Consider the following 16,968-nt stretch of genomic DNA (forward strand, 5'->3'; position numbering starts at 1 on the left):
AATTTAAATAACAAAATTTAATTAACATTTTTTTAGTAACCATGCGCTCAGGTTCGATATTACAAAAACTAGAACAAGCCCATCGCGGCACCAAAAAACCGTTAAGCTTTGGAGTTTATTACAAAAATACCTTAGTATCGCTGTGCCATGCCCTAGAAGACTTTATCCTAGAGTCGGACAGTGCTCCACTAATGATTACGGCATTCCAGCGGGGCCAATGGTATCTAGAGGAAGCTGAACGCTATGGTGATATAGCGCTGAAATCATCTCAGGTGGTAATCCTAGCCGCACCGGATGCTGGCTTTGCTGAACATCCCACCAGTCAGCGATCGAATGTTGCCCTAGTTAGTTTAGAGTCCTCCGATCCTGTAGCTCAAGAGTGGCACTTGATTATTATTTCCCAGACATACACAGCAATGGTGTTATGTCAAGAATTATCTGAGTCGGATTATGGCACTCAAGGAGTGCCAGAGCAGGATCGAGAGCGCAAATTCTATGGATTCTGGACATTTGAGCCAGACTTGGTAAGGGAGACCGTGGAGTTTGCGATCGCTCACATAGGTAACTATAACCCAGACTTGCAAGCCAGCTTAACTGCACAACTTCAACAGATGATCGACAGCACCAAGCCACGAGACTATATTGGGGCAGTGGTGAATCGGGTCGTGAACTATCTTCAGAAAGGTCAACAAGAGTTACCGTCCCATACCTCCCCGAGCCATGTTCAGGTGTTAGACGATAACCTGGTTTCTAATGAAATGCAGGCTTTCTTGCGTATGGCGCAGCTAATTGACCAAGCGGATGCTGTCAATCCCAACGCTGGCGCTGAGGTAAAAACCTTGTGTGAGACTATCGGGCAGTTGCTGGATTTACCAGCATGGCAACTGAAACGTTTAAGTCTGGCAGCACTCTTGCACCGTCTATCCCCCTTGCAGGGGGTCAAGATAGAACTACCCCCTAAGTCAGCTGCTCAGAAAGACGTGATCGAGAAGCAGGAATCTCTTCCGAGGGGATCGGTGTTACGGATTATGCCTCGATTGCAGGCTGTCGCTAACATTATTACCCATCAAACCGAATCCTGGGATGGTTCAGGACAACCGGATGGCTTAGCTTACGATAATATTCCCTTGGAATCAAGGATTTTGAGGCTGATCGCTTATTTTCAGCAGCAACTCAATACCCATGAATCTGAGGAGGATGCTCTGTCTATTGCCCTAAGAAGCTGTCAGGAATTGTCAGGGGAAGCGTTTGACCCTAAACTGGTGGAAACCTTGGGACTAATAGTGATGGGAATGCAGCAGGGTATGAGTTTGCAAGCTAATCAGCCTAAAATTGCTTCAGGGATGTGGTTGCTTGATTCCTTATCTGAGGAAAGAGTAACGGTTGAAGGATGAATGAAGAAAAGTTGAAGCTTGAACGCGATCGCGTGGCCAATAGGCCAAGCTGATCTGGTTGAACGCGATCGCGTGGCCAATAGGCCAAGGTTGAACATTTCAAGGTTGTTCTTGCCCAGGGGTCTGGTGTAGGGTAGGTTGAAGGATGAACAGTTCAAGGTTATCTGGTTGATGGAAATTGAAGCAATTCGGGCGGGGAAAGTAAAGCAACTGCCAGGAGCAGATTTGGAAGATGAGGATCTTTCCGGTAGCCAATTGGAAAAAATTAATCTTGCTGGTGCAACACTTGTGGGAGTAAATTTATCTGGCTGTAATTTAAATGGTGCTCGTCTCGATGGTGCTAACTTAATCGGTGCCAAACTGGAATCTGCTGACTTACGGGCGAATTTGCTTGGTGCTAACTTGATGCAGGCGGATTTGAGTAGTGCGGATTTGCGGGGTGGTAATCTCCGAGGCGCTAATTTGATGGGGGCTAAGTTGAGTCAGACTTGCTTTACCGGTGCTTTTTTAAGTGGTGCCAATTTGATGGGGGTGAATTTGCAAGGAGTGGATTTGCGAGGGGCAGATTTGCGAGGAGCTAATCTTAATAGTGCGAATTTGAAGGGAGCCGATTTGTCTCAGGCGGATTTACAAGGGGCAACCTTAAGTGAAGCAAATCTGGAAGAGGCCGATCTCCGTGGAGCTAATTTATCTGGTAGTAATCTCAGTGGGGCGAATTTGCTTTGTGCTGAGATGGATGGAGCTTCTTTGAGTGGTGTTAATTTGGATCGAGCTTGTTTAGTGGGGACTTGTGTACCTGAGGGATGATTGGCAATAGTGGGTAACGGATATACGGATATAAAGGATGGCAGGTGGGGAGGTGTGTGATGGAATTGCTTAGCAAGAAGTAAGAGTTATTTGGAATGAAAAAGTTGACTTTTTAATTCCCGTAACATTCGGCTTGTTCCTTGATTAATTGCCTGTTCTACGAGTTGAGGAATTTGTGTAGTTAAGGATAAATTGGGAAAGGTTGGACTGAGCGACGTTTCTTGATAATTTCCATCTTTGATGATGTAAATTTTAAGTTGTTGTTTGCTTTGACACTCCCCGTCTTGAAAGAGCGGGGATTCCTAGATCAACGAGCCGCCTTAAACCGCCGTGTTCCTATCTTTGAAGCCGCCAAAAATAGGACAATACTTAAACCAAAAACCCGTCAATACCAAGTTCCTAGTCAATTCACGACAGACCCAGAGGGAAGCTCTCTTTAGGCGTTTAGTTACTTAATAGGAAGTGCCTTAAAAAGTCTGTTTTTCTTCCTTTTCACTTGGTTTCGGTGTGCCCCACCGTACCGTTTTTTTCTCAAAGCGTGATTTTTCTGGGTTCACACACCAACTGTTAATTGATGATTGGGTTTTTAAAGAGGATTTTCCCTACCCTCTAGGCATTATTGTTTTAAGGTCAATCAATTGCGGGTTTCTCTCCCGGTTGAGCCAAGGCCAAAGGCCACGCTACGCGAACGGTTTTTCAACCTGTACCTACCTTATTATACATTACTTTTGGCGATGATTCTGGAACTTTCCAAGATTTTATTTTACGGCTAAAAGCGCGCTATTCACTTTCATCTGAGCTCGCTTTGTGGCGGAGTTTTCAGTGGCCAAATTTCTAGTAAAGACAGGTATCCGGTTCAACACCAGCAATTTCAGGACGTTTAAAGGTAGTTGAACCAAAATCTTCCCAGTCGCGCCCCTGTAGGTTTAATATGGCTTTAACAATATCGGCAATAATCCGGTGGGGTCTTTCGTGAATGGCAAGGGGAGACATGATTTCTAAGTTTCCTTGATAGTAGGTCAGCCGCACTCGTCGCTTTTCCCCAAGTTCGTCAAGAATTGTTTCAAAGTCTTGCCATTTAAGGTTATCTATAGTAATAGCACTACCGGGTGTGAGTTGGATAGCTTTGATGGGTATAGTAACGGTCATGGTTTTTCCTCAACTTTACCGACTTGATGGGTAAGTGCTAATTGGATTAATTTGAGGGAGGGAGTGCGATCGCAACATGCCTACACAAAATGCGATCGCATTTACAAATCCTAACTAGTCCCTGCGTTTAAGCAACACCGTTCCACAATCAACAAAAAATCTATTCCACAGTCACCGACTTTGCCAAATTCCTGGGCTGATCCACATCCAACCCTCGCCTTGCAGCAATGTGATACGCTAACAACTGCAATGGAATCACCGCTAGAATTGGTGAAAGCAACTCCTCCACCTCTGGTACAGGTAACAAATCATCAAAGATATCGATCGCCTCTTTGCCATTGCTCGGTGTCACCCCAATCAACCGAGCATCCCGAGCTTTAGCTTCCTGAGCATTAGAAATTACCTTCTCATAGACAGTACCAGGCATTGCGATCGCAACCACAGGCACCTTAGCATCCAGCAGAGCAATCGGACCATGCTTCATTTCCCCAGCTGGGTAGCCTTCAGCATGAATATAACTAATTTCTTTAAGTTTCAGCGCCCCTTCTAAAGCAATCGGAAAATTAATCCCCCGTCCTACAAAGATAAAGTCTTGGGTTTCCGCAAACTCATGGGCTAATTCTTGAATATACTTTTCTTGACTTTCCAGGACCTGCTCAATCTGAGTCGGCAATTGCCGCAAGTCTGCCATAATTGCTTGAATTTTTTCAGGGGCGAGAGTATGACGTCGATAGGCTAAATCTAGCGCTAGACAATAAAAGGCCACTAACTGGGTCACAAAGGTTTTAGTAGCCGCCACCCCAATTTCAATCCCTGCCTGGGTATCAATCACATCAGGCACCAACTGAGCCAAAGAACTTTCCGGTCGATTCGTAATTCCCAGGAGTCGGGGCTGATACAGAGGGTCTAATCCACTACGACGGTGTTTTTCCATCTCCAGTGCTGCTAAGGTATCAGCAGTTTCCCCAGACTGAGTTACCCCAATAGTTAGGGTATTCTTAGTTAACGGACCTGGTGCATAACGAAACTCAGATGCATACTGCACCATGGTAGGAATTCCTGCCAACTGCTCCAACAAATATTTACCCACCAAACTAGCGTGCCAACTGGTCCCACACGCCAGAATCTGAATCTGTTCTACATCCTCGTACAGTGACTCCGGTATGCCTAACTGAACTGGGGGATTAGCCAGGTCTGCCTCTGTCTGTGTAGGATTAGCATGCCAATTACTATTGAGATACCGCTCGAAACAGTTGCGCACTACCCCTGGTTGCTCATAAATTTCCTTAAGCATAAAGTGTCGGAATCCCTGCTTTTCCACTTGAAAGGGGTTCCAACTGAGGGTACGGGGGAACTTATTCAAGCGACGACCCTCAAAGTCGTAAACTTCTGCCCCTAGGGGAGTTAACCGTGCGATTTCCCCATTGTCTAAGTTCAATACTGCCCTGGTATGGGGTAACAATGCTGGGGTATCTGAGCCAAAGAAAAATTCCCCTTGACCAAACCCAATAATCAGAGGAGCCTGTTGCCGCACTCCAATCAATTCATCAGGATAGTCAGCACAAAGGATAGCTAGGGCAAAAGCTCCCTCTAATCGATTCACGGTTTGCCGCACTGCTTCTAAGAAAGGAGAGAAGAAAGAAGAGGAAGAAGCAGAATTTTGCTGTAAACACTCAGCAATTAGATGGGGAATAACTTCTGTATCGGTATCGGAGCGGAATTCATGTCCCTGCTGGATCAATTCTTCCCGCAATTCCCGGTAGTTTTCAACAATGCCATTTTGTACCACTGCCACCCGCATTGCCATATCCATGTGGGGGTGAGCATTATACTCTTCCGGTTTACCATGGGTTGCCCAGCGGGTGTGTCCAATGCCAATGCGTGCCTGGTTTTCGATTTGTACCAGTTTTTCCCGCAAATTGTGCAATTTTCCCTTAGCACGTACACAATGAACCTCACCTTCCGAGACAGTAGCAATGCCAGCAGAATCATAGCCTCGATATTCGAGTTTCTCTAATCCTGCCATTAAAATTTCTGTAGCGATTTGCGGACCGATATAGCCGACAATTCCACACATAGTGTTGAGTTTAGTAAGTAAGCATAATACTCAAACTATAGCCATGCTAAGAGTGGAGTGTCCTGTGTTGACGGTTGACCGTCAACGGTTGACCATCAACAGTCAACCGTCAACATCGGATAGATTGCTAGGTTAATGCTTAGTAAGCCAAGCCCATGCTACGAGTTGTTTCAGCTCCCAGGTAAACCCGGACGCTCAAGAAGTCAGTAGGACAAGCAGTTTCGCACCGCTTGCAACCAATACAGTCTTCTGTACGAGGAGAAGAGGCAATCTGACCAGCTTTACAGCCATCCCAGGGAACCATCTCCAATACATCTAGAGGGCAAGCCCGAACACATTGGGTGCAACCAATACAGGTATCGTAAATTTTAACGCTATGAGACATTGATTTAAGAACTCCTACATTTTTTTATCGGACATTGCGGAAAAACCGCTTACCTGTCTCCTTCGGAAAATTGGGAATAATCCCGATGATTCCACCAGGATTATCTTTGCCTAGGTTCGTATTGTCGGCGTTTCAGGCAAACGACAGGGAATTTTAAGGATCAAGGGCTAGTTTACCGCAGGGTTTTGATAGTCTTACGCCAGAGGTTACAGAACTTTAAATTCTTTAATATATTAGTATGTGAAACTATTGTGTCATCGAACCTAATCTATGGGTCAACCTCAGGAAGAACGATAACGGGGAAACCTTGGTAATTCAATAGACGCTAAGGATTTGCGCCCTTTGGAGGGACGTAGGGGATAGAGTACTGGAGATGGGGACTGACCGTGAGACGGAAATACCTCATTGGTTTGATTTGACTGTGACTCAGCCTCTATGATATCTTCTGGAAATTCCTGACTCGATGGATTGGCTTCAGGCTCCAAGGTTTGAGTATGCTCTGACCTACTGGTTTCCTCAGGGTCACTAGTCAATACAACGGTTTGGTCAGATTCATCTAAGTTAGTGGTTAAGAGTGTGGTTTCTAGTTCTGATCTGCCATCGACTTTGGTATCAGCCCACTCTGATGGCAACTCGGACAACCCAAATTCCTCTGCCAGGGCAGACATTTGTTCAATTAACTGTTGTGCTACTTCTAATTCTTTGGCTGTCACATTTTCAGGGGAGATTCCCTGAGTTTCACCTGATGCTAAAGCATCTGCTGGGGATATCGGATCAATTTGGTTAGGTTGGCTGCTGTCAACCGATAATGGTTCTGTGGTAGATTGAGACTCGGCAGGAGAATTACCAGTACTGTTAAAAATAAATTCTTCTGCAAATAACTCTGGGTCGGCAGACCAGGGTCTAATTGGCTGGGCTTTTTGTAGTAGAGATTGCTGAGCAATGATGCTGCGACTCTCTTGCTGTTGTACTACAGAACTCTCAGAGGCAGGCATTTCCAGACACTTTTCTAAGGCTACCTTAAATTGCAAGGTTTGCTGTTGTTGTCGGTATAGACGGGTTCTAAGTTCTCGACAGGTATCTTTCAATTGCACCAGCTGGTGAGATTGTTCGTTGTAGCGCTGCTGGGTTTGAGAATAGTCCTGTTCGAGTCTGGCAACTTGATCCTGAGAGCTTTGTAACTGTTCTGATAAGGTTTCAACCAAAATTTGCTGGCGTTGACCGGATTGATGGGATGATTCTAGAGTGTGGAACAAACGGGTTAATTGGTCTTGAACTGTATTCAGTTCCAGATCTTTTGTGGACAGGAGTTTGTCGTACTCTCGCAATTGCTTAGCTTGTCCGTTTAACTCCTGCTGTTTTTCCTGGAGTGCTTGCTGCAGCTGAGTCACTTGCTGCTGTAAGCGATGATTGTCCAAGCGCAGTTTTTGAGCTAAGGCAAACCATTCACCATCCTTGGTTAACTGTTCCTCAGAAACATTAGCTATCTCAGTGTTATCACTATCATCAGTACTATCAGTATCATCAGTGCCATCAGTATCCGTTTCTGTAACTGATGATGCCATGGTGGTAAGGAGTGATTCTATAGTCTGTTCTAGTATTGACTGTTCAATAAGATGATCTATATCATCAGATACTATGGTGAAATCATCAGGTACTGGTGCGAAGCTGAGCATTTTTGGGTTATGGTCGGTCTGCTGCTGATCTGGCTTCTTAGTATCCTGGTTATCCATTTCGGTAGTAGACTCAGCAAGGGGAAGGTTATTCGGGTTTTCAGATTCACTCATTGCTCTTCATCAAGGGGTTCACAATTTCACCATTGGGGCAAGGAGCCAAAAAGTCAATTCCTCAAGATGATTTTAGTCTTGAGGGGCAACTTTGGGTCAAGATGCAGACTCTTGAAAGTGCCGATGGCTTGATATTGACTTAAGTTTGGGCGCAGATGGTTGACATTACTTTACTACTTACTAACCCAAGAATAATGCATAAAAATTGACTGGCTAAAAATTTTCAGACCACAATGCTGATTAGAAAACAGGAGCTAGGAAGCAACACTTTAATACAAATGTACTATCATTGAGCAATCAGCTAATGGGTTCCCGTAGCGTAGCCACAGACCAATCGCCATTTCAGTTTTTGATAAATCTGATTACTATATAGCGTTTGGCTATGAAAAATTAGCAGTATTTTTCATGATATATTTGGAAATGCTATAGAGATTAAATGTATTTAATTTTCCTTTATTATACTATTTTGTTTATTGAATTGTAAACTAGTAAAATCTCAATACCTTCATCTGTTTTCAAGACAGAGCAAGGGGTTACAGAGAGGGCAAAGTTTGCTTGAAATGAGACGAAACCGGATTGATATCAGAGTCGGAAATAACCCCTGGCTGATAACCAGTGAAAAAAGCGATTGGCCTATGGCCATGCTACGGGATGCTCGGTACGAGCCGCTACGCGATTGACCTTTGGTCACGCTACGCGAGCGCATAACCAGTATGGGGACGAACGTCTGGTGGGTGAAACCCTAGCACAATATCTGATTTGGGAATCCCTGCAGCGACAAGTTCTTCAGTGATGCCATCTTCGATACCATCCCGTTGAATCCAGATTTTCCCATCAATAATCTGAACATGCGTAATGCAGCCGTGGACTCGACGTTTGCCATCCCAGCCAACAACCATTAGCATAAAATGATTGTTCAGAGTATCAGTAATGGCATAACTTTGGATATCGCCGTGACTGTAACTAATCCGAGCGTAACGCTCTAGAATTTGTCGAATTAATCTAGAATACTCATCTAATCTATCCATTGGACTATTTCTTCTCCTTCTGCATCAAAAATTAGCAAATTAAACTGATTAATTTCAATAGCAATTCGATCAATTTTCTCTTGAAAAAAATCTAAGTAAACTGCATTCCGAATCGCTAGATATAATGTTCGATATCGATGGTTGGTTGATTCTTTTAACAAACCTCGATAAAGCACATATTGACCGAGGGCATTTTCTAGGTCTTGTACAGGAGAAGGACGAATAAAACTTTTTACCTCAACTGCAATACGTCGCCGACCTTTTTCTGCTGCAAAAAGTTTCTCCGATCCCATATCTACGTAAACGGTTCGCTCTCCAACAGCTAATGCTAGAGGATCGTTAGTAATCACCCATCCGTCTTTGATCAGAGCCGTTTTAACCGTTTCGTGGTAGATATCTTTTGCCATTAAAAGTAGCTCATTCTTGCCATGCTCAAGGGTATCTCTATGGTAACTTGATCACGCTTTAGGTATTGGTCACAAGCAGAAATTTTGAATCTTGAAATAAAACGTTACACAAACCTGCAGATTTTTACAATCCCTGTTCTGTCACTTTGGGATAATCGAACGAATTTGGGTCATTTCAGCCTAGGAAAAATCAAGGTTTGACCCCAGTTTGACAGAAGAGGGCTATAACGCTTTCTATCCTAATGAGGTACACATGATTGTTTACCTCTTGCCTCTTGCCTCTTGCCTCTTGCCTCTTGCCTCTTGCCTCTTGCCTCTTGCCTCTTGCCTCTTATCTATTCCCTGTTCCCTATTCCCTACTCCCTGCTCCCTGCTCCCTGCTCCCTGCTCCCTGCTCCCTCAAAAAATGTACCTCACCAAATTTTAAAAAAACTATCCTGAACAAGTCCTAATTAATCCATGGGCAAGTCCCGCAGGAAGTAAAAGCAATCACTTTTACTATCCGTGCCCTTGATTCGCCCCAAGTAGCCAGTTAAGGGAGAAGAAAGCTCAATCAATATTTCGTGTAGTTCTGGCTGAGTCAAGGACTCGGGTGGATTGGAGAAGTTATAGGCTCCATCGATCATCTCTACTCCCACCGTGTGATTATCTCTATTGTCAATCAGCTTTTTCACCAGGTGGACAATATGCGATCGCAATTTCAGTTTTTCAGAAACATGATTAATATATTTCTCAACTTCGAGATCAGCTTGACCAGGTATCAAGTAATTCTTTAGTATAATTAAATCAACGGAATTGGGATACTGGCTTTGGAGTTTCACCAGCTTCTCAAGAGTTTCAGGATTAATAATTGCCATACCATGTACAATAGCTGCATCCATAAGTTGTTTAGTCGGCTCACCAGGGCCAATGATTAACTTAGCCGTTTTATTAAGTAGTTCTTGATTGTTTAAACGTAACGTTACTAAATTCAACAGTTGTACTGCCGTATCGTTAGGAATTTTTTTTCCAGCCTTGCACTCACCCACCAAGGGATAAGGTTTTGAGCAGTATAAATCTAAGCCACCAGCACCACCTTTGTGAGCATGGTCGATGGTAAATCCGAGAAACTTAAGGCTATCACGAACAATAATTTCAAAATCTGTTCCAGCTTGATAATTAGTTTTACCTTGATCGAGTTCTTTGCTGCGATTTCCTAATGCTGCTATGGTATTTATCCAAGCTACATCTGGATTAGATGACCTTAATTGCTTGTTGCTACTCCAGCCTATAAATTTTTTTATCTCTTCGTCAAGGGCTTCAGCCGCTGGGTTAGTAATCGCCAGGGTAGCGATTTGACTCTGTAATTCTTCCAATTCCGGATACAGTGGCGGTAGTCGATTTTCTAGCTGGTGTCGGCGTTGGCTGAAAATGCGATCGCTTAATACTGGCCAATCCTCAGTAACCCTAATATTATCACCTAAACTAACAAACTTCCCAAGGGGCTGACTAGTATTATTTCTAGCTATTTCAATCACTTTAGGAAACTGATAGACCCGCAAGTAAGCCAGGAAAATACGCTGCTGTTTCTCAAGTCTTGCTTGTAATCCGGCTGCTGTCCATACCGTTAACGGTGATAAGTTTTCCAAGGATTCAGTTTTCTTCAGGTGTTGGCAAAGTTCACACCTAGCCCAAGCCTTAATCAAAACTGTCTCAGAATTCAGTGCCGTTAGACTTTTTTGGGCTATTTCTATAAAACTAGGGCGATAATAGTGCTCAAGAGACAGGGTATTACCTGATAGTGTATTACTTGATAGTGTATTACTTGATAGTGTATTACTTGATAGTGTAGACGGATATAGGACAAATTTACGTCCTGGATTGATAAATAAGTGAGGTATAGCAGCAATCATTCGCCCTTCGAGTAAGGCTTCGATATCTGGTGCCGGTAAAAGTAGGGCTATTGAAATTCTATCTTGCTGACTCATTATCTTACTGACTCATTAGTAAATATCTAGCTCACTTACTATCAATTAATCTCATCCCTTGCGTCAACTGTTTAACTCCTGTAAACTCTAGCATTTATTAATCAATTATACAACAAAAAAATAACTTTTTTGATATTACCAAAAATCCCTAGATAGTTTCTTAACTCTTGCCTCTTGCCTCTTGCCTCTTGCCTTTCCTTAAGAAAGTATGTTCACAAATCAAAGCAAAATGCTATAGATTCATTGACTTAATCATCCTTTAACTTTACGCCTCTTCATCCACTGCCTCTTCAGTAATTTGTCCCGATGGAGCACTCAAAATTTCTCGCAGTAATCGGTTATCTATGGCTAGCTTTGTGTTAGCGATAAAATCTTTAATTTGCTCTTCACTCAATTCATAGTCTTCACGACTCTCATAAACAGCGCGAATCGCAATCAAGGGCTTAACCTCCTCTGTTTTCAACACTACCCATTTTCCGGCTTGAGCCTTCAGGTTATTCCAACACTCTTGAGCCTTCTTGGCATTTGGACTTATATCTTTAGAGCGGACTAAACAACCACGGGTCAGATCATATTTTTTATAATCCCCAAGATGAGATAACCCAGCCGTTACCCTGTTTCCAACAGAGGCTTGGATCACCGCTAGTCCAATTTTGACCGTATTACCTTCTTGTTTACCAACTATCTTGACGCCGAGGTATTTATTTTTGGGCTTAACCGGAGCTTCAATTTTTTCGATTGTGACTCCTGCCACTATCTGTCCGATGAGTTGGTTGAGGCCAAACTTAATCGCGTTAGTGAGTTGAGAGTCATCCTCCATGTACTCTTCATTGTCTATATTGTCAATATTTTTGATCTCGTTATTATAAGCAGAGCTAACGGGATTTATAGTAGGTCTATGGGATGAAACTTGCTGACCATTAAGTAATCCCCAGTTAGTTTGACACCATTTAAGAACATCTCTTGCTGTTGGTCGTTGTTTACCTAATTCTTTCAGTGTTTCTTCCCTAAAGGGATAAAACCCCTGAGGAGGAGTTAGTTTATTGTCAGCATAAAACCCTTTTAACCGTAGGGAAACTAGATCAATTATCTGATCAGAATTTAGAGGTTTTAATTCAACTTCTCGCTCCCCAATTCTGTCAACAACTGCATCATTTAACTCTAATGCTCTAATTTGATGTGTCCAAGTTTCAGGAAACATAGCCGTCAGCAGCACCCCCCGTTTAAGGCTATTGTATAAATCTGTTGCTAAGCTGGCAATAACTTGTGCTCTGCTAAACCCTGCATCATCACATTCTGTACCATCTAATTGATCAAAACATACCACCAAGGGATTGTAATCACTAATTAGGTCTAAAATATGACAAATTATATCGAAATGATCTTTGTCATCTTCCGAATCGTTGGGTAACTCCAGTTCGTCAGCTTTTTTCTGGGATAAACTTTTCCCAGAAAGCCAGTTAATAGCATAAAGAGCATGCTGCTTTGATAATGTCCAGAAAATCCCTTTGATCAGATAGGGATTATCGATGTCGCTCTTGATTTCAAGAACTTTATCAGTCAGTTGTTCAATTAGCTTGGGATTCTTAGCCAAGGCATTGGGAAATACATTGACTAACTGCTGAGATGTGTAACTTCTTTTCATCGCCTCATTGGCTAAAGCAGTTCCTAACTCTTGCCACTGAGTCACCCCCTGGCTACCCACCTCCTTAAGACTTAATGCCAGGGTTTTCAAAAATTCTGGCTTGATCCGATTAAGGTCATTGTAATCGGTCATGTAGACAAACCAAGCACTGCCATCAGCTTGAAGTTGATGGCGAACCCTACTGAGCAAATGAGTTTTGCCTAACCCTTTGTTAGCCTTGATTGTAATGCCAATAACCTGACGCTCCCCGCTACGAACTTCTTCAATTGCCTTAAAAACAGCGTCGGAGGCATTAGCATTGATAGAAGTAACGTGAGGTAATTCTTTTTTCCATACATTTTGCTTCTTGACAACTGGCTCTTTGTTAAAAGGGTTTTCTTTTTCGATGGCATTGTGGAGTTGTTCAAGGGGAGATGAACTGTTAGTCATGAGCAACTGTTATTCATTTTGGTGTGAGGAAACGCTACAAACAGTCAACAGAGATTTATTACAATAACCAGGCCAGCCTAGGATTATAGCCGCTTAGCATAGCAGCGTAATCCACTCAGTTCTGTTGTGATGGAATCTTCAATTTTGGATGGATCGCTATCGGGTAAGCTACCGCCTTGGAGTTGCAAAATATCCTTAGCCTGCATCTCCAACAACCACTCATTGAACTGGGAACGACTGACACTATCCCCAATTTCCCGTCTAATCCGATAAATCGGTACGAGATCATCAAGGTTATAGTCCTGATTTAGCTTGTCGTAGACCTCCAAGACCACCGACTCAAAGGTTTCATAAGAAGCGATCGCATTTTCCCCAGTTTTCGCAGCATCAGCCCCTGGATCAACCACTTTAGCCACTGAGCTTCTTTCTCGAATCCAATTTAGAACAGCCTTGACATCCTTAGCTCTGACCAGACTACCGTCAAACTCAAAATCAGCGCTTTTGATGCCAGCATCTAGTACTTCCAAGCCTTGCTCTGTCAAAAACACATACTCGATTCGGGCTTTTTTTGTTTTCTTGATCGTCCCATCTGTTTCCAATGTTTTAAAGATGTCAGTATAATCACCAGACCTCTCATTATTCAGTTTTACTGTATCACTTAAGTCTTTTCTTTTCACCTCCTGCTTTGATCCCCCTAGATCCCACAAGTGTAGTAGCAGACGAGTTGTAGCTTGGGCTGGGGTACCTCGTAACCCTTTCTTATTTTCTTTCTTCTTTTCTGCTTCAGGGTTTGTTGACATTTCCGTTTGTTCTGTTTGTTCTACTGTTGACATTTCCGTTTGTTCCGTTTGTTCTACTGTTGACATTTCCATTTGTTCTAGGTATTTAGTTCTAGGTATTGAGTAGATCAGATTATGGCTTGTCACCTCTCTATCCAGTGATAGCCTAACCAATAGTATGATGCCAATTCGGCACGATTTAGTGAGAAGCTGTAAATTTTTATGGCTACCCTAGCCTCAGGCCAGCCAAATTAAGCGTCTACCTTTGTATAGCTCTAAAATGACATTTTCAGGACATTTTGAGGGCTAAAAGTAATAGCTAAGTTAATCACAGGTTCGCAATCACAATTCCCCATGGTATTGCCCCTTGGGGTGCATCGGAATTGCGAAATACCACTCACTTGCCTAATCGATCAGAATTTCCAAACTATCCAGTCTTTCCCCCCAGAAAGCGATCGCATTTACTGGGACAATCTCAAATTCTGCCAGCTTGAGTAGAGCAAGGTAGTCGAGTCTCGATATTATATCACTTCTGTTCAGTCTAGGTTACTTTCAACTATTATTTCTGTGCTATTTCTGTTCCCCCTCTGCTGGCTCTGCTCACTCTGCCGTGATCGGATCACACTTCTGTAACTAAATAGGTTTGAGCCAAATCAGCTGGACTCATGGAGTCATAAGGTTCAAAAGGCTGATGAATCCAAGGATTATCTGCAAAATAATCCACATAGTAATCAGGAGCAATCCCAGAACAGGCTTTATACCAGATCACAGCAGTACGAATTTCCTCAATTTCTGTACCATAATGACTATAAAGCCATTTAACCCCCTCTCGTAGACTAATACCAGAATCCACTAAATCATCCACCAACAGGATCCGAGTACCTAATTTTGCCGTCGTCATGGCTAGGTGGCTCGAAAACGTTATCGGTCCTCGGATCCGATTGTCTGCTCCGGTATAGGAAGCAGCAGACAGAATCCCTAAGGGCTGATTGTAAATGCGGCAGAGGATATCACCAACCCGTAATCCGCCCTTAGCGATACAGACAATCTGGTTGAAATCCCAATCGGCTTCATAGACTTTGACAGCTAGCCGTTCGATTTTTTCATAGTATTCTGACCAGGAGACGTAAATTTCTGACATAGTTCGCGCCATTGATATTGGTTAGGTATTGCTCAGGGAATCGACCATTAGCAAAAGTCTAAAACTATTTGACCATTACCAGTCGTTGTTCCCAATTTCCCAAGTTCCCTACTTCTAAAAGAATTCTAATGTTAGAAATGGCTTGTGAGTGATTCGTTTTGCTAAAAAAATTCCTATCACCACATTGACGAGCTTTATTATCTTATGGGTTATGAGTGATGTTTCTAGTTCTGATGCCAGTAATCGTCCCGAAGTCTCCGGTGGACTCGAAAAGCTTAACTTTACCACCAAACTAGCTTATGGTGCTGGAGATATGGGTCCAGCCATGACCGCCAATCTCTTAGTCTTTTACCTCCTGCCATTTTTAACCAATGTGGCTGGTTTACCAGCCGGTTTGGCAGGGAGCATTCTGATGATTGGCAAAGTTTCCGATGCCATCAATGATCCCATGGTTGGGATTATGAGCGATCGCACTCGTTCTAGTTGGGGGCGTCGGATTCCCTGGATGCTGTTTGGGGCAATTCCGTTTGGTGTTCTGTTTTTCCTACAGTGGATTGTCCCCCACTTCAGCAATAACAATACCATTAATAACTGGTTACTGTTTAGCTACTATCTTCTGATTGCTATTCTGTTCAACATTGCCTACACGGCAGTTAACCTACCCTACACCGCCCTAACCCCAGAACTCACCCAAGATTACAACGAACGCACTAGCCTCAACAGCTTTCGCTTTACCTTTTCCATCGGTGGCAGCATCCTAACCTTAGTTCTAGGGGGATTAATTTTTAGTGCCTATGCCGGTGATAGTGGTAAGCAATATCTAGTGCTAGGGTTAGTCACCACCTTGCTGGCGGTGCTGCCGATATTTTGGTGTGTGCTGCGCATCCAAGAACGAGGTGCACAGCCTATATTGGGAACTCAGCAGAAAAAGACTGTAGGAACTCTGCTCACCCTAATTGGACCTCTATCATTTTTCTATGGCATTGCCCGGATGATCCCAGTGACTGCCAAATTATTGGGTGCCACTAGCAACCCTGATATCACTGGTATTTTTCTGAGTCTTCTTGGTTTACTAATTACCGTCTTTGGTATAACTCTAATATTTTCTACCCCAGAACCCCACCTGAAAGATAGCTTTGCTTTCACAGAGCGCTCTGAAGCTGACACTTCAGCCTCGTTATCCTATTTTGAGCAACTGCGGATTGTATTCAGTAACCAGCCTTTTCTATATGTGATTGGTATTTACCTGTGTTCCTGGTTAGGTGTCCAGTTAATCGGTTCTATCCTGCTTTACTTCGTAGTCAATTGGATGGGATTGCCCGAGTCTACCTTTCCCTTAGTCGCCCTTGCGGTTCAAGGTACTGCCTTACTAATGCTGTTTTTCTGGAAGATGGTCAGTGAGCGATTGGGCAAAAAAACCGCTTACTTTATGGGAACTAGTCTCTCGGTTATCGCTCAAGTTGGTATATTTTTGCTACAACCTGGTCAAGTTGCCTTAATGTACTGTTTAGCTGTTATGGCTGGTTTTGGGGTTTCTGTGGCTTATCTCATCCCCTGGTCCATGGTGCCCGATGTGATTGAACTCGATGAATTGACCACAGGTCAGCGTCGGGAAGGGGTATTTTACGGCTTCATGGTTTTGCTGCAAAAACTTGGTTTAGCCCTAGGGCTGTTTTTAGTCGGTATTGCCCTAGAGTGGTCAGGATTCATCTCATCTACTGCTGGGCAACCAGTCCCCACCCAACCCGATTCCGCACTGCTAGCCATCCGTATCGCTATTGGGCCACTGCCAACCCTATTCTTAATTGGTGGTATTGTACTCGCTTACTTCTATCCCATCACCAAGGAATTTCATGCCCAAATTCTCTTGCAGCTACGAGAGCGTGATCAAGCTACTAGGCAAGGGGAATAGGAATTGATCAGTTCTGTTGAAGATCTAGTTTGACTCAGGAGTAGTGTTCTAACTGGGGGAA

Annotated in this window: 15 protein-coding genes; 5 read left to right on the top strand and 10 right to left on the bottom strand. The window is 43.4% G+C overall.

Annotated features, from left to right (window positions below; translation table 11 throughout):
• Nucleotides 1-41: 41 nt before the first annotated feature.
• From BJP34_RS09350 to BJP34_RS39155, 3 genes are all read left to right on the top strand, one after another.
• Complete coding sequence (locus tag BJP34_RS09350; protein WP_070392116.1) at nucleotides 42-1,394, top strand: DICT sensory domain-containing protein; 1,353 nt, start codon at nucleotides 42-44, stop codon at nucleotides 1,392-1,394.
• A 171-nt stretch (nucleotides 1,395-1,565) separates the two neighbouring features.
• A complete protein-coding gene (locus BJP34_RS09355; protein WP_070392117.1) occupies nucleotides 1,566-2,201 on the top strand; it encodes a pentapeptide repeat-containing protein in 636 nt (211 codons plus the stop codon).
• Between the two features lie 221 nt (nucleotides 2,202-2,422).
• Entirely contained in the window at nucleotides 2,423-2,641 is a 219-nt protein-coding gene (locus tag BJP34_RS39155) for a hypothetical protein (protein WP_149030877.1), read from the top strand.
• Between the two features lie 394 nt (nucleotides 2,642-3,035).
• On the opposite strand, the gene BJP34_RS09360 is transcribed toward BJP34_RS39155, so the two are convergent.
• From BJP34_RS09360 to BJP34_RS09385, 6 genes are all read right to left on the bottom strand, one after another.
• A complete protein-coding gene (locus BJP34_RS09360) occupies nucleotides 3,036-3,350 on the bottom strand; it encodes a Uma2 family endonuclease (protein WP_202972080.1) in 315 nt (104 codons plus the stop codon).
• Between the two features lie 160 nt (nucleotides 3,351-3,510).
• Complete coding sequence (gene glmS / locus BJP34_RS09365; protein WP_070392118.1) at nucleotides 3,511-5,427, bottom strand: glutamine--fructose-6-phosphate transaminase (isomerizing); 1,917 nt, start codon at nucleotides 5,425-5,427, stop codon at nucleotides 3,511-3,513.
• A 139-nt stretch (nucleotides 5,428-5,566) separates the two neighbouring features.
• Nucleotides 5,567-5,812 (bottom strand): photosystem I iron-sulfur center protein PsaC, encoded by a 246-nt coding sequence (psaC, locus tag BJP34_RS09370; protein ID WP_006616272.1) that lies wholly within the window; start codon nucleotides 5,810-5,812, stop codon nucleotides 5,567-5,569.
• Between the two features lie 281 nt (nucleotides 5,813-6,093).
• The gene (locus tag BJP34_RS09375; RefSeq protein WP_070392119.1) at nucleotides 6,094-7,599 is read right to left on the bottom strand and encodes a hypothetical protein; all 1,506 of its coding nucleotides are present in this window, start codon (nucleotides 7,597-7,599) and stop codon (nucleotides 6,094-6,096) included.
• 692 nt (nucleotides 7,600-8,291) lie between these two features.
• Nucleotides 8,292-8,627 (bottom strand): XisI protein, encoded by a 336-nt coding sequence (locus BJP34_RS09380; protein ID WP_070392120.1) that lies wholly within the window; start codon nucleotides 8,625-8,627, stop codon nucleotides 8,292-8,294.
• A complete protein-coding gene (locus BJP34_RS09385; RefSeq protein WP_070392121.1) occupies nucleotides 8,615-9,034 on the bottom strand; it encodes an element excision factor XisH family protein in 420 nt (139 codons plus the stop codon). Before BJP34_RS09385 ends, BJP34_RS09380 begins: the two co-directional genes overlap by 13 nt.
• 208 nt (nucleotides 9,035-9,242) lie before the next feature.
• Here BJP34_RS09385 and BJP34_RS36415 point away from each other — a divergent pair, with 208 nt between their 5' ends.
• Nucleotides 9,243-9,461: a hypothetical protein gene (locus tag BJP34_RS36415; protein ID WP_149030878.1), complete on the top strand. Its 219-nt coding sequence runs from the start codon at nucleotides 9,243-9,245 to the stop codon at nucleotides 9,459-9,461.
• A gap of 25 nt (nucleotides 9,462-9,486) precedes the next feature.
• Here the strand turns inward: BJP34_RS36415 and BJP34_RS09390 are convergent, their stop codons facing one another.
• The 4 genes from BJP34_RS09390 to BJP34_RS09405 form a co-directional block, all read right to left on the bottom strand.
• Nucleotides 9,487-11,001 (bottom strand): DUF1802 family protein, encoded by a 1,515-nt coding sequence (locus BJP34_RS09390; RefSeq protein ID WP_070392122.1) that lies wholly within the window; start codon nucleotides 10,999-11,001, stop codon nucleotides 9,487-9,489.
• A 265-nt stretch (nucleotides 11,002-11,266) separates the two neighbouring features.
• Complete coding sequence (locus BJP34_RS09395) at nucleotides 11,267-13,075, bottom strand: hypothetical protein (RefSeq protein ID WP_070392123.1); 1,809 nt, start codon at nucleotides 13,073-13,075, stop codon at nucleotides 11,267-11,269.
• Nucleotides 13,076-13,158: 83 nt separating this feature from the next.
• Nucleotides 13,159-13,947 (bottom strand): hypothetical protein, encoded by a 789-nt coding sequence (locus BJP34_RS09400; protein ID WP_229424308.1) that lies wholly within the window; start codon nucleotides 13,945-13,947, stop codon nucleotides 13,159-13,161.
• A 526-nt stretch (nucleotides 13,948-14,473) separates the two neighbouring features.
• Nucleotides 14,474-14,995, bottom strand: a complete 522-nt coding sequence (locus BJP34_RS09405) for a phosphoribosyltransferase (protein ID WP_070392124.1) — start codon at nucleotides 14,993-14,995, stop codon at nucleotides 14,474-14,476.
• Between the two features lie 211 nt (nucleotides 14,996-15,206).
• Here BJP34_RS09405 and BJP34_RS09410 point away from each other — a divergent pair, with 211 nt between their 5' ends.
• A complete protein-coding gene (locus BJP34_RS09410) occupies nucleotides 15,207-16,907 on the top strand; it encodes an MFS transporter (RefSeq protein WP_070396577.1) in 1,701 nt (566 codons plus the stop codon).
• Nucleotides 16,908-16,968 lie beyond the last annotated feature (61 nt).

The organism is Moorena producens PAL-8-15-08-1, assembly GCF_001767235.1.
GTDB classification, from domain to species: domain Bacteria; phylum Cyanobacteriota; class Cyanobacteriia; order Cyanobacteriales; family Coleofasciculaceae; genus Moorena; species Moorena producens_A.

Coding starts and splice junctions, on each gene's coding strand:
- BJP34_RS09350 (WP_070392116.1), top strand. CDS start 42: ATGCGCTCAGGTTCGATATTACAAAAACTAGAACAAGCCCATCGCGGC.
- BJP34_RS09355 (WP_070392117.1), top strand. CDS start 1,566: ATGGAAATTGAAGCAATTCGGGCGGGGAAAGTAAAGCAACTGCCAGGA.
- BJP34_RS09360 (WP_202972080.1), bottom strand. CDS start 3,350: ATGACCGTTACTATACCCATCAAAGCTATCCAACTCACACCCGGTAGT.
- glmS (WP_070392118.1), bottom strand. CDS start 5,427: ATGTGTGGAATTGTCGGCTATATCGGTCCGCAAATCGCTACAGAAATT.
- psaC (WP_006616272.1), bottom strand. CDS start 5,812: ATGTCTCATAGCGTTAAAATTTACGATACCTGTATTGGTTGCACCCAA.
- BJP34_RS09375 (WP_070392119.1), bottom strand. CDS start 7,599: ATGAGTGAATCTGAAAACCCGAATAACCTTCCCCTTGCTGAGTCTACT.
- BJP34_RS09380 (WP_070392120.1), bottom strand. CDS start 8,627: ATGGATAGATTAGATGAGTATTCTAGATTAATTCGACAAATTCTAGAG.
- BJP34_RS09385 (WP_070392121.1), bottom strand. CDS start 9,034: ATGGCAAAAGATATCTACCACGAAACGGTTAAAACGGCTCTGATCAAA.
- BJP34_RS09390 (WP_070392122.1), bottom strand. CDS start 11,001: ATGAGTCAGCAAGATAGAATTTCAATAGCCCTACTTTTACCGGCACCA.
- BJP34_RS09395 (WP_070392123.1), bottom strand. CDS start 13,075: ATGACTAACAGTTCATCTCCCCTTGAACAACTCCACAATGCCATCGAA.
- BJP34_RS09400 (WP_229424308.1), bottom strand. CDS start 13,947: ATGGAAATGTCAACAGTAGAACAAACGGAACAAACGGAAATGTCAACA.
- BJP34_RS09405 (WP_070392124.1), bottom strand. CDS start 14,995: ATGTCAGAAATTTACGTCTCCTGGTCAGAATACTATGAAAAAATCGAA.
- BJP34_RS09410 (WP_070396577.1), top strand. CDS start 15,207: ATGAGTGATGTTTCTAGTTCTGATGCCAGTAATCGTCCCGAAGTCTCC.